This is a genomic window from Adhaeribacter terrigena (genome assembly GCF_016623615.1).
Taxonomy (GTDB): Bacteria; Bacteroidota; Bacteroidia; order Cytophagales; family Hymenobacteraceae; genus Adhaeribacter_A; species Adhaeribacter_A terrigena.
In genome coordinates, this window is sequence record NZ_JAEHFX010000010.1 from 131670 (window position 1) to 153981 (window position 22312).

General features: G+C 48.1%; 14 protein-coding genes. 12 read left to right on the forward strand and 2 right to left on the reverse strand.

Annotated features, from left to right (window positions below; genetic code table 11):
* Positions 1 to 127: 127 nt before the first annotated feature.
* Positions 128 to 2548, reverse strand: coding sequence for an NDR1/HIN1-like protein (locus I5M27_RS16770; protein ID WP_200507493.1), 2421 nt, complete (start codon positions 2546 to 2548; stop codon positions 128 to 130).
* Positions 2549 to 3151: 603 nt separating this feature from the next.
* Positions 3152 to 4066 (reverse strand): pirin family protein, encoded by a 915-nt coding sequence (locus I5M27_RS16775; RefSeq protein WP_200507494.1) that lies wholly within the window; start codon positions 4064 to 4066, stop codon positions 3152 to 3154.
* A 248-nt stretch (positions 4067 to 4314) separates the two neighbouring features.
* On the opposite strand from I5M27_RS16775, the gene I5M27_RS16780 reads away from it, so the two are divergent.
* The 12 genes from I5M27_RS16780 (at position 4315) to I5M27_RS18755 (ending at position 21805) form a co-directional block, all read left to right on the forward strand.
* Positions 4315 to 5361 carry an LLM class flavin-dependent oxidoreductase gene (locus I5M27_RS16780; RefSeq protein ID WP_200507519.1) on the forward strand — a complete coding sequence of 349 codons (1047 nt, stop codon included), beginning with the start codon at positions 4315 to 4317 and terminating at the stop codon, positions 5359 to 5361.
* A 512-nt stretch (positions 5362 to 5873) separates the two neighbouring features.
* On the forward strand, positions 5874 to 8333 hold the full coding sequence (locus I5M27_RS16785) for a TonB-dependent receptor domain-containing protein (protein ID WP_200507496.1): 2460 nt from the start codon (positions 5874 to 5876) through the stop codon (positions 8331 to 8333).
* Between the two features lie 329 nt (positions 8334 to 8662).
* Entirely contained in the window at positions 8663 to 8824 is a 162-nt protein-coding gene (locus tag I5M27_RS18635) for a hypothetical protein (RefSeq protein WP_234462570.1), read from the forward strand.
* Between the two features lie 53 nt (positions 8825 to 8877).
* Positions 8878 to 9690 (forward strand): zinc-binding dehydrogenase, encoded by an 813-nt coding sequence (locus I5M27_RS16790; RefSeq protein ID WP_394369094.1) that lies wholly within the window; start codon positions 8878 to 8880, stop codon positions 9688 to 9690.
* A gap of 334 nt (positions 9691 to 10024) precedes the next feature.
* Positions 10025 to 11368 (forward strand): hypothetical protein, encoded by a 1344-nt coding sequence (locus I5M27_RS16795; RefSeq protein ID WP_200507497.1) that lies wholly within the window; start codon positions 10025 to 10027, stop codon positions 11366 to 11368.
* On the forward strand, positions 11361 to 11768 hold the full coding sequence (locus I5M27_RS16800; protein ID WP_200507499.1) for a hypothetical protein: 408 nt from the start codon (positions 11361 to 11363) through the stop codon (positions 11766 to 11768). Before I5M27_RS16795 ends, I5M27_RS16800 begins: the two co-directional genes overlap by 8 nt.
* Before the next feature lie 4 nt (positions 11769 to 11772).
* Complete coding sequence (locus tag I5M27_RS16805) at positions 11773 to 13230, forward strand: hypothetical protein (RefSeq protein ID WP_200507500.1); 1458 nt, start codon at positions 11773 to 11775, stop codon at positions 13228 to 13230.
* 526 nt (positions 13231 to 13756) lie between these two features.
* Complete coding sequence (locus tag I5M27_RS16810) at positions 13757 to 17209, forward strand: acetate and sugar kinases/Hsc70/actin family protein (RefSeq protein ID WP_200507502.1); 3453 nt, start codon at positions 13757 to 13759, stop codon at positions 17207 to 17209.
* Between the two features lie 414 nt (positions 17210 to 17623).
* Positions 17624 to 18934 (forward strand): hypothetical protein, encoded by a 1311-nt coding sequence (locus I5M27_RS16815; RefSeq protein WP_200507503.1) that lies wholly within the window; start codon positions 17624 to 17626, stop codon positions 18932 to 18934.
* Positions 18935 to 18937: 3 nt separating this feature from the next.
* The gene (locus tag I5M27_RS16820; RefSeq protein ID WP_200507504.1) at positions 18938 to 20731 is read left to right on the forward strand and encodes a hypothetical protein; all 1794 of its coding nucleotides are present in this window, start codon (positions 18938 to 18940) and stop codon (positions 20729 to 20731) included.
* Positions 20715 to 21470 (forward strand): hypothetical protein, encoded by a 756-nt coding sequence (locus I5M27_RS16825; protein ID WP_200507506.1) that lies wholly within the window; start codon positions 20715 to 20717, stop codon positions 21468 to 21470. Before I5M27_RS16820 ends, I5M27_RS16825 begins: the two co-directional genes overlap by 17 nt.
* 203 nt (positions 21471 to 21673) lie before the next feature.
* A complete protein-coding gene (locus tag I5M27_RS18755; RefSeq protein WP_262896459.1) occupies positions 21674 to 21805 on the forward strand; it encodes a hypothetical protein in 132 nt (43 codons plus the stop codon).
* The last annotated feature ends 507 nt before the right edge of the window (positions 21806 to 22312 follow it).

A 22312-nucleotide genomic window follows, 5' to 3' on the forward strand; every position in this document is an offset into this window, starting at 1 on the left:
AAAACGCTGAGTACAAATATTAGCAAAATTTTCTTTACAGCGAAACCGGAAATTCCGAAACGGTAGGGTTTTTAGTTGAAAAACTAAAAATAAAAACGCTAGGGTTTGGGGCTTGAAAAGTCACGGGTTATTGCGCTGCCTGCAACGTTTTCTTTTCCCGCAGATCCGTCTGGTTCCAGTTCTCGAAGATCACGTACACGTCGCTTAATTTCGGGTTATCGGTACGGAACTGGGCGGTGGCGTTTATTTTGTAATCCAGTAAAGGCGGGCCGAAGAACTGGCGTTTCAACAGTTTCAGGGTTTCCCAAACGCTTAAATTGATGGGCACTTTCACTTCGCTTACGCCCAGCGGGATCTGGTAGGCACGGTTAATTTTGCCGCAAATGTCTACCCCGTTTTCCAGGTCGATCTGGTATGCAATACTTTTTACGGTAAGGCCCGGCGAATTGGTGTTTTGTACGGCTACCAGGGCATCGAACTGCAAGCCTTGGCCAAACCCGAACCCGCGCAGTTTTAACCGTTGCAGCAAAGTAACCGGCGAAGCCGGCGTGGGAATTTTGGTGTGCAGATCGAGGTCGGCTCGTTCCCTGCCTAAATTCCCCAGGTCGAAATACATGGTAGCCGGGAAATTCAGCCTAATGCTGTCTTCGTGTTGGTGGTGGTTTACGTGTTCTTCCCAAAGGCCGTACTTTACGCCCAGCGTGTGCCAGGCAAAACTGTTGGCGTTGGGTGCCAGATACAGGTTCAGTTCTTCTTCAGATTTGGCAATCGTATCGCGTTCATGAATTACATCTACCTGCAAATGCGATAAATGGATGGTGGCGGGCAAAGTATTGTAAATGGCCGCGTACATGTGCACCCAGGCGGTATCGTAGCGAATGGTAACGTTCAGGGTATCGATCTTACTGATCTCCGGCATATAATCCGGGCTGCCTTTGGAGTTGACCTGGTAAACGCTGCTGGTATTCACGCTCACCTCGGTCTGGTGCAGCAAACTGTTGGGCGTGGAAACAGAAGCCGTGGCCGCAAAGGTGTAGGGCCAGGTTTCAACCCCCTGCATCAGGCCTTTCGCCAGTTGGTTTACATCCGGGCCGGAAATATCTACCGGAATCTCTATTTCGGTAGTACCTGCATTTACCACGATCGGCTTTTGAGTTTTTCCGCTCAGATCGATACCGTTTTTAACCAACAGTTTATAATGCAGATCATCGATCCGGAGGTTGGTATTATGCTGATTTTCAACCTTGAGTTTTACAAAAAGCTGCGCGCCTTTTTCCGGATCGAGTTCTTTTACGCCTAGATCGGCTAACTCAAAGGTAGGGCTGCCGGTAACCGGAACGCTGATGTTTTTCTTAATGGCGAGCTGTTGCGGCTTGCTGTTTTTAAAATTGTAAAGTAAAAGCAGGTCTACGTCCAGCGGAATGTTGTTTTGGTTTTTTGGTTGTTTCAGGAGTTGCTTGTAGTGCTGTTTGTTTACCGCCAAATTCAGTTTCAGGCGCTGGTCTTTTTGCGAGGGCAGCACTTTGTTGTGTTCGTTGCCACCCGTAGCAATTACTTTCCCGCCCGAGCGGATCAGGTACCGGGCGCTGTCGAGGTACAAGGGCAGCATGGTGGGGTTGTGTATTACGATCTCCGCTTCCAGATATGCCGTATTTTGCTTGTTGATCAGTTCCAGGCGCCGGATGTGTTTTACGGTGGGCAGACCGGCTTTTTCATCGTCAAATTTGCGGGTATCCAGGGTGCCGTTCCTGGTAACGGTGAGGGCGGTATTCTCAAACAAATGATGGTCGGTTTTAAGGGTGGCGGTGGCCTGGGCCTGATACGCAAATACTTTTTGCTTGCCCAGTTTTAAAGCCAGCCCTTCAATCAGTTCGGAGGTTTTTAAATGAATAGGAACCTGCACAGTGGGCGCGTTACTTTTTATGCTGACAACGGTATCGATCTGGCCGTTAAGCGTTACGCTATCGGTTAATTTTATGCGGTATTTAAGGTCGGCAAGCCGGAGGTTTGGCAGGTCTGTATTTTGGGTATTCAGGTTAAGCTGAAACACATAACCGGCTTCGGGGCTGAAACTTTTTACAAAAAACGAATCGATCTGCAGCGAAGGCGACTTGGGAATGGCCGTGAAAAAAGTCCGGTGGAGTGAAATGGTTTGCTGTTGCAAAAAAGGCGGATCGATGTAGAGCTGCACCTTTAAGTCCAGTTCCAGGCTGTCGGGCTGCGGGGTACGTTGCAGGAGAATTTTGTAGCGGTCTTTATCCAGAAAAAGCTGCAACCCGAATACTTGATTTTTAAAGGCCGGAAGTTTCCGTTGCCATTGTTCGCTTCCCCAGCCCAGTTTTACGCCCTTATAGCTTACCAGGTAAGAAATGCTATCGACCTGAAAAGAAAAAGGCGCCATGTTCTGCACCCGCACCCCGGCCTGCACCCTGATGGTGTCTTCCAGCTTTAGTTGCAGGTACGTAACTTCGCGCACTTCCGGGTAAAAGGGCTTCCGGTTGAAATAAAAGAAAACGCCCGCCAGGACCAGCAGTAAAATGCCTGCCAATATCAGTACAGTTTTCTTTGTAGAGCTATATCTCACGCTTTTTCCTTTTTAAAATCCGGTAATAGTTAAACGGAATTCAAAAAGCAAAAGCCAACAAAACTTAGCCGGATCGTTTTTAAGCAAATTCCCCGAACCCTTCTGCCCGTCAAATCAAACCAGGCCATAACCGGGTTCAATAAATGCCAGGCTACTTGCTACCGTAAATAACATCAGAAAGGCGTTTCATAAACATCTAAAAATGAACTATATAACAAGATACCAAAGGTACGCAAAGCTTTTTCGTCCCCCTTTGGAGGGGGTTAGGGGGAGAATTTTCTAAATAGTCTTTAATAGGCAAACCAGAAATGCACGAAGTCCTCCCCTCCTACCCCCTCCAAAAGCAGGGGCGTTTCATGCTGCGAAACTCTCCCCTTGAGGGGAGCTGGAGGGGTGTTTACAGGTGAGAATTTTATCTAATAATGTGTTAACACCCCATAATCCCCTCAAGGGGATAGTCAAAACCTATAACGAAACAGTCCTGCCTCCAAAGGGGGACTTTCTTCTTAGGCGCGCAAATTCAGTTATTTAACTACCTCCTAAGCAAAGCCAGTTTTCAATTTAAGCTTATGATAATGCTTCCGGGGCCGGATTTCCTGCGGGCCGGCTTTTATCTTCCGGTAAGGGGATAAACTCGTGGTTATCGTTCGGCGGTAAAATAATGCGGCCCTGTTTCCAGTCTTCTTTGGCCTGCTCAATGCGTTCTTTGCGGCTCGAAACAAAATTCCACCAGATAAAGCGTTCGCCCAGCGGTTCGCCGCCCAGCAGCATGAGCGTGGTATTTTCTCTGGCCAGCAAAACCGGTTCCGCATGTTGTTTAAATACCAGCATCTGGCCGGGTAAATAGGCAATACCATTCACTTCCAGTTTTCCTTTCGCCACATAAATTCCGCGTTCAACGTGTTCGCGGGGCAAGGTAAAACGGGCTCCGGCATTTAAAACCACGTGCAGGTAAAACATATCCGAATGCGTTTTCACCTCGTTCTTCAGGCCAAAAGCGTTGCCGGCAATCAAACGCATCCAGATGCCCGAATCAGTGAAAACGGGTAGTTGTTCGGGCTGGTAATTTTTGAAACTGGGCGCGGCTTCTTCGTCTTTTTCGGGCAAGGCTACCCAGGTCTGGATCATTTCCAGCTTGCCGCCGGCCAGCACTTCGGGTTCTTCAAAACGCTCGGAATGGGCAATGCCGCTGCCGGCCGTCATCCAGTTCACTTCGCCGGGTTTAATGATCTGCTGCACGCCTAAACTATCGCGGTGCGTAACCTGGCCATCAAATAAATAACTGACCGTGGACAGCCCGATGTGCGGGTGCGGCAACACATCCATATCGTGCATTTTCTGCGGCTGAATGGTTACCGGCCCGGCATGATCCATGAATATAAAAGGGCCAACCATGCGCCTGAGGCGGAAAGGCAGAATGCGGCGTACTTCCATGCCCGGACCGATGGCGGCTTTGCGGGCGTCGATTACAATTTCGAGCATTATTTTTTATTCGGGCTTTACGTAAAAAATAAAGGTAAGAATAATCTAAGAACCGGGCTCGAAAACGCTATGGAAACTTGCCTCAAAAGTCCGGATCCGGCTTAAAAACGAACCTGTTTTCCGATAGAACTTCCTACCTTCGGGTGGTTGTTTTCCGGCTGGGCCGCCTTTCTGTTTTTTTCTTACCCTTCAGGCAACTTTATCTTCCGGAAACAGAATAAAACGCTATGCTTTTAACCCCCGAAACTATGGAATTTGGCATCACCACTTTCGTTGAGAATACCCCCGACCCGAAAACCGGCAAATTGCTTGCCCCATACGAACGCATGCAAAACCTGATGGAAGAGATTGAACTGGCCGATCAGGTTGGTTTGGATGTTTTCTCCATTGGCGAACACCACCGGCCCGATTTCGTGGTTTCTTCGCCGGCCGTGGTGCTGGCTGCAGCCGCCGTAAAAACCAAAAATATCCGGCTTTCCAGCGCCGTAACCGTACTCAGCTCCGACGATCCGGTGCGGGTTTTCCAGGATTTTGCTCACGTAGACCTGCTTTCTAAAGGCCGCGCCGAAATCATGGCCGGACGCGGTTCCTTCATCGAATCTTTCCCGCTTTTCGGCCAGAGCCTGCAGGATTACGACACCCTTTTTGCCGAAAAACTCGACCTGCTGGTAAAACTGAACCAAAGCGAAAAAATCACCTGGAAAGGCAAGCACCGCCCCTCTATCGATAACCGGGGCGTTTACCCGCGGCCATATCAGAAAGAGCTGCCCATTTGGGTGGCAGTAGGCGGCACGCCGGCTTCGGTGGTGCGGGCGGCCAATTACGGTCTGCCCATGGCGCTGGCCATTATTGGCGGCCAGCCGGCGCGCTTCGTGCCTTTCACCCAGCTCTACAAAGAAACCTGGCAGAAACAAGGCCATGCGTCTGAAAAATTACAACTGGCCATAAACTTTCACGGGTATATTGCCGACGAATCGAAACAAGCTGCTGATGAATTTTACGGCCCTTACGCCTACCTGATGAGTCAGCTTGGCCGGGAACGCGGTTGGTCGCCCATGGACCGCGAACATTACGAGCTCATGCGCGAACCTGACGGCTCTTTGCTGGTTGGCAGTCCGCAGCAGGTGATCGATAAAATGCTGTACGCCTACGAATTATTTGGCAATACCCGGTTTCTGTTGCACATCAGTGTGGGCACCCTGCCGCACAAACAGGTACTCCGCGCCATTGAGCTGCTTGGAACGGAAGTAGCACCGGCCGTAAAAAAAGCAATTGCCGAAAAGCAAAAGAACTGAATCTTTTCTTTTTAATGAGCTGGTTTGCGCCGGAATTCATACCGTAAATTGCCGTTTCATTCAAAAACCCGGCAGCACGGTTATGATCTGAAAATTGCATTAATTATTTCAGCCTCCGGATATGGTATGCGCCTGAATAACGAAAAAGGAAATGCATTAATGCCGGCACGTATAACACTGCACTGAAAAACCAAACACCTTCAATTGGATAAGCTCTTTTGAGTTTTTAAGGCAAAAAGCCTACCGTTTCCGGCGCTTTATTAAACCAGAAAACGTTTTCGTTGTTAAAGTGTAGTTAAATTACTGGTTTTGGCTTTTTACCCGGTTGCGGCCTTGAAACTTCGGAAAGATTTTAAGGATGAAAAAGCTTTTTTGGACCCATTAAACCCGGGAAATACTTTGTAAAGCCGTAATTTTAGGTTCCGGCTTTACAAAACGTTATCCTTTCTATTCTAAAATTCAGATTACGAACAACCACCGAACCGGTATAATGCATTATCAGATCTAACAATATGAAAAGAAATGTATTCTTTTTGCTGGCCCAGCTGTGTTTCTTTTTAAGCACGGCAGCTCCGGTTCAGGCCCAGGAAAAAGCGCTGACCCAGATCTCCGGAAAAGTAACCGGCATGGTTACCGATTCGGTTTCCGGTAAGCCAATTGGTTTTGTTACCGTTGCTTTGCTTGCTTCCGGCACTTCTCAGGCGGTCGCCGCCGGATTAACCGATGAAGCTGGCCGTTTCGTTTTTCAGCAAATCAAACCCGGGAATTATGATCTTAACCTAAGTTTTATCGGCTACAGATCCAAAGCACTACGGCAGATAGCCATTACCGAAACAAAACCGGAAATTGATCTGGGTAAGTTATTTTTGGGTATGGCGGCAACGCAGCTGAAAGAAGTACAGGTAAATGCGCTGCGGCCCACTATTGTGCAGGAAGCCGATAAAATGGTGGTAAGCATAGAAGGTACTGCGCTGGCGGCCGGAAAAACTGCTTTTGAAGTTTTGGCGCAATCGCCGGGCGTTTTCATCGATCAGGACGGCAATATCCAGCTTAACGGCAGAAGCGGGGTTACGGTAATGCTCGACGGAAAACTGACCTACCTTTCGGCAAGCGATCTGCGGCGTTTGCTGGAAAGCATGTCGGCAGAGAATATCAAAAACATCGAGATCATCACGCAGCCATCGGCAAAATTCGATGCGGAAGGCGCTTCCGGAATTCTGAACATCAACCTGAAGAAAAATGAACTGCGCGGAATGAATGGAAGCGTATTTGTTACTTCCTCTACCAACTTTAAACAGGTAGCGGGCACGGTTGGGGGCAACGTAAATTACAAAGCCGGCAAATGGAATTCCTTTCTGAGCACGGAAGTGATGAAGCGCGCTTTTAACCGGGAAGGTACTTTTACCCGCGTGTTCTACGACGGAGACAATACAACTTATTTCGATCAGGTAGCCCAGGGTAAAAGCAGGAACCTGGGGCCTCCCGTTTTCCGGGTAGGCACGGATTTTAGCCTGAACGAAAAGCACAGTATTGGCGGCATGGCCAGCCTGAACCGAAATACCCGCTGGGAAGATTTCAATACCGAAACCTACCTGAGCCATACGCAGGATCAGCCAAAAGATTTTATCCGGGCAAATAACCAGACCACGAACACCTTCACCAATTTCACGGCCAACCTGCACTACGCAGCCAGGCCCGACACAAACGGCACCACGCTTACCGGCGACCTTGATTTTGTAAAGATCAGCAACCAGGGCTATTCCAATTTCTACAATTACTTTACTGCAGCCGGAGCAACCCAGCCCACTTCTACCGATTTCCTGTATGCCGATTCCGACAATGGCTTCGAGATCTATTCCGCTAAAGCAGATTTTACCAAACAGTTTACCCGGTTCGGGAAAGTAGAAACCGGTTTAAAGGCCAGCCGCGTAACTTCGGATAACGATTCGCGCTTTTTCTTCAATAACCAGGGTCTTGTACTTGATCTGAACCGTACGAACCACTTTTTGTACAGCGAAAATATTTACGCGGCTTATGCTAACTGGAATTATAAGCTGAGCGAAAAATATGCGTTACAAACCGGTTTAAGAGCCGAAGAAACCAGGTCGAGAGGCGAGTCGCTGACCACCGGGAGAATAACCAGACGCAATTACCTGAACCTTTTCCCGAGCGTGTTCCTGCAGCAGAAATTTACCGAAAATTACCAAATCAGCTACAGCTACAGCCGCCGCATTCAGCGCCCCAATTACGGCAACCTGAACCCTTTTGTAACCTACCGCGATCCCTACACTTATTTTACCGGAAACCCGTATCTGCGGCCGCAGTACACCCATGCATTCGGCATTTCTCAAACCTATAAACAGAACTACAGCCTTATCTTCAGCTACCAGCACCTGACCGACGTTATTTCTGAGCTTCCCATCCTGGACGTGGAAAATGCCACCACGATTTACACCACGGGCAACGTAGATGATTCCCGCAATATAAGTCTGACGGCAGTAGCACCGGTTAAGATCCTGAAAACCTGGGAAGCCAATAATACCCTGACGCTTTCCTACAACGAATTCAAAACCATGGCCAACAACCAGGAGGTTGAAATTAACCAGCTGCAATACTACCTGCAAACCAACCATACCTTGCTGCTCCCGCATGACTATACCCTGGAAGTGAACGGTATTTACCGGGGACCCAGCGTTTATGGTTTGTATCAGATCCGGCGTACAGGTTGGGTGAACCTGGGTTTGCGCAAAAGTTTCCGGAACAAAACCATTGACCTGAGTCTGAACGCCAACGATATCTTCCGAACCAACCGCCTGCGCTTTGATACCCGCATCGGCCGGAACATCAACGATTTTGATCAGTATTTTTTCAGCCGCAGCATCAGCATCACGCTCCGCTATAAATTCAACCGGGGCCAGAAAATTGAAGAACGCCGCCGCAACAGTAATCTGGAAGAATTGAACCGGATGTAAACGATCTTTCTTTTATTTTTTTTCCCTACTGATTTCAAAGCCTGGCTATTATGGTCGGGCTTTTTTATTTCCTTTATACTATGGGTGCAAGCATAATTTCAACCTCCTGATCAAATGGACCCGGCCTGAATTCCAATGAAAAACGGTATCCTTTCCAACCGAAAAACTACCAGATCGTTCTAAAACCACCCGCCGGATTATTTTCGAAAGGCAATGCCTTGCACCAACAAGCCCCGGCAGATTCATATAAACGTTTCCCCTTTGAAAATGATAAAAGCATATTCACGCATTCCGGGGAAATCCGTACATTTCAGTAAACAAAAAAAACTATGCTGCAACGCCAGGTTTACCGCATGCCCAAAGCAGGTTCCATTAACGATCTGAAACGCGTTAGCGAAGCACTAGGGAAACCTGAAGCCGAGGAAGTCTGCGTAAAAGTGCTGGCCATCGGGCTGAATTTTGCCGATATTTTTACCATGCAGGGCCTTTAAGCGCCACCCCGCCAGGTTCGTTTATTCCGGGTCTGGAGTTTTCGGGTGAAATAATAGCGGTAGGCGAAAAGGTAAAAACCTGGAAAGCGGGCGACAAGGTAATGGGCGTAACCAAATTCGGCGGTTACGTTTCACATATTAATATTAACGAACGCTACGTAATTCCGCTGCCCGCAAGCTGGAGTTTTGAAGAAGGCGCCGGTTTTCTGGTGCAGGGACTCACGGCTTATTATGCCCTAAAAGAGCTCGGAAACCTGAAACCGGAAATGAACGTGCTGATCCACAGCGCAGCCGGCGGCGTAGGCATTTTAGCGAACCGGATCTGCAAAAAGTCTGGCGCATTTACCATTGGCACCGTTGGGCAAGAAAACAAAGTAAAGTTTTTGCAGGAAGAAGAAAAGTACGACGCCGTAATTCTGCGCGACAGCACATTTCCCGAAAAACTAAAAAATGCGCTGAATGGAAAACCGTTAAATCTGATCATGGAGTGCATTGGCGGCAAAATTCTGGAACAGGGCTGGCAAATGCTCGCGCCCATGGGCCGGATGGTGGTTTACGGAAATGCCAGTTTCACAAGCCACGGTTCGCGGCCCAATTACCCTAAACTGATCTGGAAATTCCTGAAACGCCCGAAGATCGATCCGCTGAAACTGCCCACCGAAAACAAATCGCTGATGGGTTTTAACCTCATTTACCTCTACGAACAAACCGACCTGATGCACCAGTTGCTTGACGAACTGCAGACGCTGGAATTAAAACCGCAATTCATCGGGCAGGTTTTCTCTTTCGAAGAAATGCATCAGGCTATTCACTTGTTTCAGCTGGGAAAAACGGTAGGAAAAGTGGTCGTAAAAGTCGGTCCCTGAAATCAGCAGCCAGCCAGATTTAAAGCTGGTTTGCAGATAAAGTCTGATGAACCTGCCACGCCTTCCTCTTTCCTTTTTAATGGTAGTTGAAAATTAAACGAATTAAAACGGTATCCCTTTCGGCCCCAAAAGTCGCTTGCGGCACAAGGAAACCTTTTTGCTGGAGCGGCTTCGTGGTTTTCAAATTTCCCCATAATCCGCCCCGCAGGCAAATACCAATTTCTGGTTATACAATTTCCTGCGTTTCAATCGTTTGTAGAAACAACTAACTTAAATGAAACTCTTATCCGATTTTTAAGTAGGAACCTCAATATTAACTACTCCCCGTACATACATGCGAAGCAATTCCCGATTGTTTTTCCCGCTCCTGCTGGTTTTTCTGATGCTGCAGTTTTCCTGCTTTACCCGCAAAGACCGGCAAGCCGAAACTGAATCTGTAGAAGCCACCGAAACGGTATCCTCCGAAGCTGAAAAAGTGCCGGCCACCAAACCAACTTCAACCACTGAAAACCAGATTACCAGCATCCCGAAAGTGAACGTTTTCCTGGAAGTTTCCGGCGGTATGGTAGGCTTTATGCCGAAAGGCGGCGCAGCCTCCGAAGGCACCAATTTCCAGAAAAGCGTGGCCGGATTACTCACGGAAGTGAATTACAGCAAAGCGGTGCAGCAGAAAGATTTCTATTTCATAAGAGAAAAAAACGGCACCTCCCAACTCCAAAAAAGTACCTATAACGATGTTTTGAAAACCGTAAGTTCCGGCATTCCGAACCCCGCTTTAGGCACGGAACTACCCGAAATGCTCGAGCAGATCTTAAAAGAATCGGGCAAAACCAAAGCCGTTTCCGTGATCGTTTCCGACTTCATTTACGGCCCCGCCGACAAAACCAAATTCAACATCATTCCGCAGCTCATCCGCGGCGCTTTAAACGAAGCCCAGGAAAAAGATCTGGTCGTTTCCGTGTTTGCCGATCAATCGAATTTCACCGGATCGTTCCACCCGGCCGTTAAACAACCGGTTGCCAAACGCGAATTGAAAGGCACGAAAATGCCTTATTACGTTTGGGTAATTGGTCCGCAGGAAGAAGTGATCTTGTTCAACCAGAAAGTATTTAAAGATCATCCGGAGCAGCAGGCGCACTTCGGTTTCAATTATCCTGAACCGGTTTTCGAAGCCTTAACCAAATTAAAACCTTCGGGCATGGTTTATTGCTCCGAACGCAAACCAACTGGCGGCTGCAAATCGGTAACCATTGGTCCTCAGAAAGATACGCCGGTAGAATTTGAGATCGGCCTGAACCTGGAAAGCCTTCCAACTTTGTTACAGAAGCCCGAATATTTAAAGCAAAATCTGCAACTGAACGGAAAAGGATTTTCTGGCACAATTATTTCGGTAAAGCAGGCAAATGCCAAAGACCCGGCTCAGGAAAAATATTCGCACCTGGTCCGCGTGCGCATCACCCAGGCCATCGCCAAATCCGGACAGCTCGTTTTAACGCTTCCCGAAAAACCGGCCGGCTGGGTAAACCAATGGACCACGCAGAACGACAATAACCCGGTTGCCCAACCCGGTAAAACGTTCAAGCTGAAAGAAGTGCTGGCCGGCGTGCAAAGCCTTTACTCAGAGCAACGCAACGTATTCTCAATCTCTCTAAACTTTATAAAAGACGCAAATGATTAAGTTCTTTTCCGGCCTCTACGAAGGATTGCTTGGCAGTCCGCAACCGCCCCAGGAAACGCTGGTATACCGCGACGTAATTTTCCCGAACGCCGGCATTTTCATGCTGCTTTGTTCCCTGATTATGGTGGTGGTTTATTACTACGTGCTGAACCGCGCGCTGAACACTGGTTTTTACCGCACGTCCCACTGGGTTATTGTGCTGGTTTTAAATGCCGTGGTAATTGGTTTAATGACCGCCTTTTATGCCAACCGCGAAGGCGTGGAAGCCCATTCCTACATTTCCTGGCTGGCCATGCTAAACGGGGTTTACAGCATCCTGGCCTACGTTATTTTCTCTTTACTGCTGAAAGGCAAATCAACATTCGCTTACACCACGCCGGTAAAATGGCCTAACAAATAACCTTATGGCAAAGCTGTTTATATTTGGAATCGGGGGCACCGGCTCCCGCGTAATTCGCGCCTTTACCATGCTCATGGCCGCGGGCGTAAAAATTCAGAATTGCGACAAAATTGTTCCCATCATCATCGACCCGGACTCGCAGAACGGCGACATGAACCGGACCGTGGAACTGCTCAAAACCTACAAGCGCATTCACAACCATCTGGGCTCTCGTCCGGAAGGTTTCTTCCACCAGGATATTTCCACGCTGGCAAGCGTAGCCGGAAGAACCGACGGCAATATTCCGGATAGTTTTGTGTACAATTTCAGCGGCAAAAACAAAAGCTTCCGTGAGTTTGTAAACTACACCCAACTAAGCGTAGACAGCAAAGCGTTGGTAGATTTATTGTTTACGGAAGAAAACCTGAGCAACAGCCTCGACGTTGGTTTCCGCGGCAGCCCGAACGTGGGCAGCGTGGTGCTGAACGACATCATGAACTCTGATTTAATCCGCTACTTTGCTACCAATTTCCAACAGGGCGACCGCGTATTTTTCATCAGTTCAATTTTCGGTGGAACTGGTGCTGCCGGCTTCCCGCTGCTGCTCAAAAACTTCCGCGACCCGAATTCCGGCCTGCCAAATTCCGGTTACCTGAACCACGCCCTAATGGGTGCTATCACCGTGCTGCCGTATTTTTCCCTGGAACAACCTGCCGCCGACGGTAACGCCGAAGCCAAAGATTACATCGATTCCAATACGTTCATTACCAAAACCAAAGCCGCGCTCTCGTACTACCAGCACAATCTGCAAACGCTGAATGCGCTGTATTACATTGGCGACACACCGGAAAAACCGCTGGAAAATAATCCTGGCCGGGCGGCACAACAAAACGAAGCCCACTTAATTGAACTGCTCAGCGCGCTGGCCATTGTCGATTTCATGGATTATTCGCCGGACCAGTTGCAGGGCGAAATGCATTTCCACGAATACGGCCTGAAAGAAGATGCCAAAAACATCCACTTCAGTCACCTCGGTGGCGATACCAAAGACAAGATTGCCAAAGACCTGATTCGTTTCAACTACTTCGACCAGTACTTTACCGAGCACGCCCCCCAGGACACCGATGCGCCATATTTCAAAGCCACGAACCTGGGCAGCGCCATGCGCAACGAAGCGGTTTTCAAAGAACTGCAGCAATTTTTACGCTCGCCGCAATACGGTTTCCACGCCTGGCTGAAAGAATTGCGTCAAAACAAACGCGCCTTCGAAGCCATCAACCCGGAAGAAAAAGATTTCAACCGCATGGTAGCCGATAAAACCATTGAAAGTAGCTTCTTCGACGCTGGCCTGAAACCGAAAACCATTCTGAAAGAAATCGGTAACCTGAACATAAAAGAAACCGAACCCGACACCTTCAAACGCATCATCAAAATCTTTGAAGGTGCTACTAAAAATATGGTAGAGGAAAAGCTGAAGTATTGACCCCACCCCAGCCCTCCCCTAAATCAGGGGAGGGAGTTTTGACTACTGCTGTTCACTTTCTGTCATCCTGAGCGCGAGCGAAGGACCTTGTCGGCAGACAGCAGAAAAGTCTAAAAAAACGGTAGGGTTTTAAGTTGAAAAACTCAAAGAACAAACTGGCGCAAGTATTAAGCGTTAGCGTCACTTGGGCCTAAAAGACAGAAGCAAGTCTCCAGACTTGCGTATCTGGGAAGAAAGATTAAACTCTTTCGCTGTTCGGGATTTAACAATCCCGAACCAACCTGTTGGGGATGTATACATCCCCGCGCAGTAACCTTTCGGATTAAAAAATCCGAAAGAGCAAAAGGAAAAAAGAGCAAAAAAAACGCTACCAATTTCAGCTCAAAAAGTCTGAAAACCAGCAATTAGAAAGCAGCCAAAAAAACGGTAAGCTTCAGATAAAAAAAAGAAACAAACCACCCACAAGTAATCCAAGTCCTCCCCTGTTTTTAGGGGAGGATTTAGGTGGGGTAAAATACGAAACAATATGCCAAAAGTACTTCGTCTTCATCAGTTAGGGTTAAACGTGGAAGGCTGGCAGCAAACCAACCAGCTTACCAGCACCGAAATCAAAGATATTCCGGATGGCGCAGGCGCCAAAGCGTCCAAGCTGAGCACCTCCATTCCTACGCCGTTTGCGCGCATGCACCTCTTCGAAACCGCTTTCGAATTTGTGGCCCGCGAACGCAATCAGAACCCGAATACTGTGTACCACAAAATGGTGTCGCAGTTCTGGGATTTGTGGGAATTGCTCTTTAACCACGATCTGTACATGCAGGCCGACCAGCGCCTGCTGGTGCGCCGCTGGAACAAGGAAAAGGAAATTGCGCAGATGCAGTCCAACCCGGGAAGCAAACTCTTGGGCGATACGTTGCAGCTTTTTGCCGCTTCCGACAACCGTTTCCGCGACTACTCCGACCTGTACTTTTTCTACCTCGAAAACACCAATGCGCACGGCGAAAGACAGCAGCAATTACTGGGTGGAACTTCGCCGTTTACCCTGCTTTTTGTATCGCCGAACGTGCGCGCGCTGAACATTGAAAGGCTGCAAAGCAAAGGCAAATATTTCGATAACCAGTTTGTACCCCTGGAAGAACGGGACGCCGCTTTCCGCGATTTTGTGTACGAATTGTTCACGGCCTTTTCCGATTTCCCGACGCGCTACCCGGCCGTTTACCACATGCTGGAGCAGAGCCGCCTGAACATGATTGCCATGAACGGCAGCAGCACCCGCGAATCCGTCCTGAACAAATACGGCAGCCTCCGCGACCAGGAAGGAAACCCGGTGAGCGCCGCCCATTTCCCGTTCCTCATCCAGAGCAACAAAGGCACCGACACCATCGACAGCGATTTATTCATTCGTCCGAGCCGCCAGCTTTCCGAGCGCTTACCGATTGTGCTGAAGCCGAAATTGAAGCTCGTTGGGCAGACCAAATACCTGAACAAATTCTTGTGGGAAGACAAAACCGGCGACGAAGTACCTTATTCCGATGCGCGGGTTTTAGATGAAAGAACCCTGCCCGGAAAAAGTGTGCGTTACCCTTACCTCACCATCAACGATTTCCTGGAAGAAACTTTGGTAGAATTGCCTTACGAAGTAAACCAGGAACGCTTCTTTTGTGGCAACGTAACCTACCAGCCCGGCGCGGAGAAAAACTTCTCGTACCTGCTGCCGGTTACAAGCCGCTATTTCCAGTATTTTACCGAGAAGGATTTAGCGGACCAGCTTACGTTTTTCATCGACATCAACCACGTAAAAGTGAGCCTGAAAATCCCGGTTTCCAACGGCACGCTTATCGAGTTCGAACGAAAATATTACACCTCCCCGCAGAACCCGAAAGATGCCAGCGGTATGGAGATTCCGGAAAAAGGCAAGATTGAAAAAGCAGATATCGGCATCGGTATTTTCCCGTTCTACAAGCTCATCGACCAGCCGCAGTACAACGATTTCTATAAGGTAATGCTCATAGACGAAGAGTTGCAGCCGGGTATGCTCACCAAGCAATATTACCTGAAATTCTTCGTCGATAACCAGGCCTTAACGCCCGAAGGCGGCAGCATGCGCGCTACCGTTACCGAGCGTTCCGTGAAGAGCGAGCAAAGCGTAGGCAGCAAATACTACGAAGTGGAAGGCACGCATTTCGATTTTGCGGAAGTTACCTGTCCGGGCAAATTCAACGGCAGAGGTTTGTTTGTGCCCCGCTACCAGGAAATTCACCGCGGCACGAAGAGCTTTACGTTCGCCGTCGATTTCGGTACCACGAACACCTACATTGCCTACACCGATTCGCCGAACCAGGAACCGAAACCGTTCGCCATTACGGCCAAAGACCTGCAACTCGTAATGCTGAACAAGCCAAGCTCCGAACCGGGCCTGACCGATTACCAGCGCTACGTGCAGAAAGGCTTCGGTAAATTAACGTCCGCCGAAACCCTGACCAAACGCGAATTCCTGCCCGCCATCATGAACGACGGCAGCTCGCCTTACCAGTTCCCGACCCGGACTGCTACGTGCGAATCGCCGGGATTCGTGAACCAGCCAACGTCTATTTTCGGCAACATCAACATCGGCTTCACCATGAACACCGATGCCGATGCTTACGAACATTACCACACCGATTTGAAATGGTCGGAAACGCTGCATGCGGCCGGTCAACGCAGAATCCACGCGTACTTCCGCGAGTTAATGCTGCTTTTGAAAAACAAAGCGGCATTGAACGGCGGGGTGATTGAAAACACGAAAGTAGTTTGGTTTGCGCCGCTTAGTTTCAATTCTTTCTCCCGCAATTTGTTCCAGAACGAATGGGATGAAGCGTATCAGAAAGTGTTCAAAACCAACCGGGGTACCATCTGCATTACCGAATCGGTAGCGCCGTATTACTACCTCATGCAGAAAGGCACCGTAGTGCCAAGCCGTGAGGAAGGCCTGGTAAACATCGACATAGGCGGCGGAACGACCGACGTGCTTTTATATGCCAACCAGCGTCCGGCTTATAGCTTCTCGTACCGCTTCGCCGGCGACGACCTCTGGGGCGATGGTTTTGCGATGGTGCGCGGCGGCAAAGACAACGGACTGATGCAATACGGCCGCGACCAGATCATGAGCATGCCACTTTCCGGCAACCAGTACGAATACAAAAAATACCTCCAGAGCGCCCTGAACAACAACAGTTTCGGTTCTTCGGATGTGGTAAGTTTGATGTTCAACTACGACGACGTGTTCAGCTACAGCAGAATGCTGCAGCAGGCCCGCCCGATGCGCCTGATGTTCTATTTACACTATGGCGCCATCATTTACCAGCTGGCCCAGACCATAAAAGCATCAGGACTGAACGTGCCTCGCTACATTTGTTTCTCCGGTCGCGGAAGCTTGTACATCAAAATTCTGGCTGCCGGCGCCAACCTTTCCGGCATTGAGAAACTAACTAAAGCGATTCTGCAGAAAGTTACAGGACTGGAAGCGCCAGGCAATTTCAAAATTGTATTGGTAGACCATCCGAAACAAACCACGGCCAACGGCGGGGTACTTTCCGTAAACGACGAAAGCTCCACGAACCAGCCCGAAATCCCGATTATCACCCCACTTGGAACTACCGACGACAGCACCACCCTGAAAGGAATCAAGAAGGGTACGCTGACTTCGGAAATCAAAAACAAGGTGCTGGAAAACGTAAAAGCCTGCATCGAACTCTTACTGCTGGATGACGACGTTGCCCCAATGATGAAAGACCTCGGCATCGAGTTCGACGCCGAAATGGTCATGCCGTTCCTTCGCGAGCAAATGGCCGACAGTCTTTCCATCGGTCTGAACCATTTAGACAAGCAATTGCCAGATCAGGAAATGCTGCACGAAACGCTGTTCTTCCTGCCATTCAAGCAAGCGCTGTACGCCCTTTCCAAAGAGCTTTACAGCCGCAAAGCGGTTCGGGAAACGGCTTGACCCCACCTAACCCTCCCCTAAATCAGGGGAGGGCTTTTTGCTACAGTGCTATTCAATTTCTGTCATCCTGAGCACCAGCGAAGAATCTTGTCGGCGAGCAGCAGACAAGTAAAAATGGTAGGTTTTTAAGTCAAAAAAGTCACTAAAGGACAAAAGCAAGTCTCCAGACTTGCTTAATTGGGAAAGCGTTTTTTAGCTGGTTTCAGGAAGTCTGAAGACTTCCAATTGTCCATAGGTCCAAGTGACACTGACGCTTAACACTTGGACCAGAAAAGCGTCTAGGTGAGGCTAGACTTAACACTTGCCCCAGACAGATAAAAAAAACAGCCACCCATAACGGTATAGTTTTCACCAAAAAAAACCACGATAAAAAAGCCCTCTCCTGTTTTTCGGGGAGGGTTGGGTAAAGTCAATATGCGATACTTTTTAATATTCCTTTTCCTTCTCTACTTCAGTACAGGTCAGGTTTCTGCCCAGGAAAATCCTCCGCAGAACCAAGCCAGAATCTGGCAAAAAGCCCTCCAGTGGATCTATGAAGACAATAATAAAACCGTAGGGAAAAACGCCCAAAAACCCGTGCCAACCGTAAGCGGTGAACGTGTAGCGCAATTCGAAAAGGACCTGGCCGCTGCTTCTAAAACCAGGCAGGACGAATATAATTTCTACACCCGTTTGTACCAGCCGGTTCAGGAGAAACTCAGGAAAAATCAGCCCGTTTCAGATAAAGTCTTGATCGCTGCAATTGTAGCCGAAGCTGCAAAAAAGAGTGACCGGAAAACGGAAGATCTCAGGTTTGCTTTAGAAACAATTACTCCCCGGAATACCGAAACAGCACAGCCAGAAGTGCCGGAAGAAGTGCCTGAAAGTATCCTGCCGCCGGAAGAGAATCCGGCAACGCAGGGACCAGAAAATGCTCCGGTGCCGGAAACTTCTTCCAATGAAATTAAAACCGTTAAAGCAGAATCGAATATGCCTTTAATCTTGAGTATTGCCGCCTTGCTTTTAGCAGCATTTGCCTTCATGCGTTCCTCCCGCAAGAGCAGCCCAAGTTCCGTTGCATCCGGTAGAACTTCGGAAAGTTTTGCTACCTCTACCGGCGTACCGGTGCAGGGAAATCAGAACTTACAGGCGCTTAAAAAGGAAATTGAAAGCCTGAAAAAAGCGTACAACCACCTGAAAAGAGAAAACGAAAACTGGCGCGCCGAGATGCAGGACGCTATCCAGGAACTGCAAAAAACTGCTTACGACGCTTCCGCAAATGCTGAAAAGTATAATCATGTTTCAGGCAACGCTTCCCAGCAAATTCAACCGGAAACCCAACCCGTATTTGAGCCGGAAGAAACGAGTTCACAAGAAAATTTCCAGGTGGAAACCGACCATTTATTTACCGAAGAAGCGTTGCCGCAGATTTTGGTGAAATACACGCGCGTACCGGAAGACGGCCAGTTAAAAGAGCGCGACCTGCACCACGACAGCCACGATACCTGGTCGTTTATCCAAGTTACGCTGCCTGAAAATGGATGTAATTCCGCCAAGTTCCGGATCAATCCGCACGTAAACCACGCGCTGGCCATCAACAACAGTTTAGACCGCCTTGAAAATGCCTTCGAATTTGCCCGTTCCTCCAATAAAGCCACACAACTCATAAACGATGCCGACGGTGAACTGATGCGCACCGCGCAGGGCTGGCAAATCACCAAACGGGCGAAAATCCACTTAGCGTAAACCATGGGTATCATTGCCATCATCGAGCTTCTGATCATTGCCGGAATTGTGGCGCTGCAATACGTGGTTTTCAGCCGCAGCCGCAGCAAAATAAACAGGCTGGCCAGCCTATTTCCGTCCGCACAAAATCTGAACATTGTGCAGGTAGATGTGAACCAAAACGGTATGCTTCAGCCAAAAAAAAGTCAGGTAGTCAGCAATTACAAAAATGCGTTCGAAGCCGTGCTGGTCGGGGAAGTTTTTACCAACTCAACCATGCCCGGCACCGCACAGAAAGTGGTAGAAAACAACGGTAGTTATTTGCTGGTGGAGGTGCGGGAAACCGATGCCGGTAAACCCAAAACCGAATACCACATTTCGGCGCAGAACCTGCAGAAAAAACTTGATGCCGGCGAAGTGAAATTGCTGCACGACCTGGTTTTCGATTCCGAAGAAGCCCATTTTCAGCACACCCTGCACCAGATTAATGCCGATTATGCTGACCTGCTGGAAGTTAAAAATGCCTCCCCGGAATTCAACGAAATCGTAAGCGACACGAACGAATACCTGCAAAACAACAAAGGCGCTGCCGCCGATTTCAACATCTTAAAAGATATTTCCGAACGCTATTCCGAAACGTTGGACAATGAAGTGCAGGCCGGCATTGCCACGCCTTTATACATTGGTTTGCTCGGTACATTTTTTGGCGTAAGTATCGGTTTGTTCAGTCTGCTTTTAAGCGATAATCCTGATCCATCTGCTGAAACCCAATCTTTCATTACCGACGATGGGATCCGGAATTTCCTGACCGGCGTGGTGATAGCCATGGTTGGTAGCTTTTGCGGGTTGCTGCTCACGCTTCGCGGAAATGCGCTGTTGAAAGATGCCCGCAGCCGCCGTGACAAGTTGAAGAACAGCTACTACACTTTTCTGCAAAAGCGCCTGCTGCCCAAGCTTAATTCCAACATGGCCGCAAGCCTCGGGAATCTCAAATCGGTGCTCGATTCCTTTAACCACGACTTCCTGGAAAAAGTAGCGAACTTCCGCCCCATCATTGCCAGCCTGACCGATAATATTTCCATTCAGAAAGACTTTATTCACCGCCTCGACGAGATCGGTTTTACCAAAATGGCCAACGCCAGCATTACGGTTTTCGAGAAAGTAAAGGAAAGCGAAGAATTGTTTAACCGCTTTTTAGGCTACCAGCAAGCCCTGAATAATACACTGCAAAACGGTAGCGAAATGGCCGGAAAAGTAAAGGAAGTTTTAAGCAAAATGACCAAGTTGGAAGAAGCGTTTGAAATGGTGCCTGGCTACCTCGCCAAACACGACGAGGCCATCATGCGCCAGGTGCAATTCTTCGACCGACACAAACAGGAACTTGACAAGATCGGCAACCGCGTAGAACAGAATTTCGACGAAGATGCCAGCCGGCTGAAGCAGTTTATGGATATCCGGATGAATGCCCTGGAACGCGATGCGCAAAACGCTTACGAACGCTGGCAGGAACATTTCAAACAGTTAAATCAGGACAATGTTTACCAGAAAATTCTGGATTACATGCAGCCTTTCGGCAAACTGAATGAGCAGCAAAAACAACTGAACGAACAGCAGAATGATTTGGCCAAAACGGTAGCGTTAACGAACGAAAAACTACTGCAGAAACTGGAGCAGGACGCGGCTTTACAACGTACCTTAACCGAGCAGTTGCAAATTACTAACCGCATTCTGGAAGAAGCCACCAAACGCAACCGCATGCAGGCCATTATGGATAAAGTTTTCGGACTGGAACAAAACAAGCATGGAAAAATCAAATAGAGATTTTTTCTGGCCCAGCTACGTAGACCTCATGACCGTGCTTTTCGTGGTTATGCTGGTCATGTTTGTGCTCAGCTACATCCGCTTTAAAAATAACGAGGAAAAACTGATCGCCACTATTAAAGAAAAGGAAAAAATCGAAGAGCTGCAGCAGGCCGTCAGTACTATGATGAACGACCAGAGTTTGTTCCGCTACGACCCGCAATTCAAGCGCTACACCTTGGCGCAGGACGTGAAATTCAAAGGCAACAAATGGGATCTGAGTCAGCCGTATGAAAGCCTGGACGGCAACGTGCGGCAATCCTTAAACTACATCAACAACACTGGCCATAAATTAAAAAATATTGTCGATTCGCTAATGCTGAAACGGCAAAGTGATCCTGTGCTCAAAAATGTTTCCTACGTCCTCGTCATTACCGGAAGTGCTTCTGATCTGCGCGATGCCCGTTTACAAGGCGGCTACGATAATTATTGCTACACCGATTACGAAACCTGGGGTTACATGCTGAGCTACCAGCGCGCCTTGGCCCTTTATGATTACTGGAAAACCAACCGCATTGTAGATTTCGACAATAAAGTATATCACGAAACAATAGAACTGGTAATTGCCGGCACCGGCTATGGTGGCGTGGGACGTTACAATCCGAACAAACATAACCTAACGGTATCGAATTCCGAGGAAAAACTCAACCAGCGTTTTTTGATTCAAATTATTCCAAAGGTCGGAGAATTGAATTAAACTGTAAAGTTAGTTCAGAAAATAATTTATCAACTTAACAAAAAGCGAGGCCAGTCAACTCATATTAAACAAGTATGTAAACCAAATGTATATTAGAAAAAATTTAGGCTAATAAGCAAAAAATATTTTGATACGAATTTTTAAAATATTGATTAATATCGTATTTTTGATAAATACACGTAAAATAAAGTATCCCAAATAATATGAAAAAGTATTTATTTATCGCAGCCGTTGGTCTTGTAGGCCTGGCTTCTTCCTGCAAAACCGTTTGCCCGGCTTATGCCAAAGCAGATGCCAAAACCCAAGCTGTAGCCAAAACCGATATCCGCGGTTAATTATACAAATATATAAAACCGAAAAGCCGGCTGGATTTGATCCAGTCGGCTTTTTTAATTACGTCTATCTATTGAAATTATAACAAAGAAGCATGATTACCTAATTTATGGCTTTACTCTGTTAACAAGCTGTTTCCTAGTTAAATCAGCATGACAAGATTATTTTGAAACAGTTTTCAAGCTACATATGACTTTTACATCGGAAACTATAGCGTTTATGAGAAACCAGAATTCTATATAAGACTTTCAACCTTTAATGGGTGATGTACCCGTATTACTTAGGTGTTCACTCACTTTCCAACAGGCTATAAGAAAGTATCATCTTAGCTCCTAAAACTCACCTATCCCGGATCTTTTAAACCTAAAGCCCTAAACCTTTTTTAAGGCTTTTTCTGCAAATATCAATCCACTGATAGCTTCCCAATCCACCAAGCTCCCAAACGCAAAAACCCCAACCTATTTCTAAGTTGGGGTTTTTGGATAAATGGGGTTGGCGGCTACCTACTC

Excerpts from the sequence above, each read along its gene's own strand:
- I5M27_RS16775 (WP_200507494.1), bottom strand. The coding sequence starts at position 4,066 with ATGCTCGAAATTGTAATCGACGCCCGCAAAGCCGCCATCGGTCCGGGC.
- I5M27_RS16780 (WP_200507519.1), top strand. The coding sequence starts at position 4,315 with ATGGAATTTGGCATCACCACTTTCGTTGAGAATACCCCCGACCCGAAA.
- I5M27_RS16810 (WP_200507502.1), top strand. The coding sequence starts at position 13,757 with ATGCCAAAAGTACTTCGTCTTCATCAGTTAGGGTTAAACGTGGAAGGC.
- I5M27_RS18755 (WP_262896459.1), top strand. The coding sequence starts at position 21,674 with ATGAAAAAGTATTTATTTATCGCAGCCGTTGGTCTTGTAGGCCTGGCT.
- I5M27_RS18635 (WP_234462570.1), top strand. The coding sequence starts at position 8,663 with ATGCTGCAACGCCAGGTTTACCGCATGCCCAAAGCAGGTTCCATTAAC.
- I5M27_RS16795 (WP_200507497.1), top strand. The coding sequence starts at position 10,025 with ATGCGAAGCAATTCCCGATTGTTTTTCCCGCTCCTGCTGGTTTTTCTG.
- I5M27_RS16800 (WP_200507499.1), top strand. The coding sequence starts at position 11,361 with ATGATTAAGTTCTTTTCCGGCCTCTACGAAGGATTGCTTGGCAGTCCG.
- I5M27_RS16825 (WP_200507506.1), top strand. The coding sequence starts at position 20,715 with ATGGAAAAATCAAATAGAGATTTTTTCTGGCCCAGCTACGTAGACCTC.
- I5M27_RS16805 (WP_200507500.1), top strand. The coding sequence starts at position 11,773 with ATGGCAAAGCTGTTTATATTTGGAATCGGGGGCACCGGCTCCCGCGTA.
- I5M27_RS16820 (WP_200507504.1), top strand. The coding sequence starts at position 18,938 with ATGGGTATCATTGCCATCATCGAGCTTCTGATCATTGCCGGAATTGTG.
- I5M27_RS16785 (WP_200507496.1), top strand. The coding sequence starts at position 5,874 with ATGAAAAGAAATGTATTCTTTTTGCTGGCCCAGCTGTGTTTCTTTTTA.
- I5M27_RS16815 (WP_200507503.1), top strand. The coding sequence starts at position 17,624 with ATGCGATACTTTTTAATATTCCTTTTCCTTCTCTACTTCAGTACAGGT.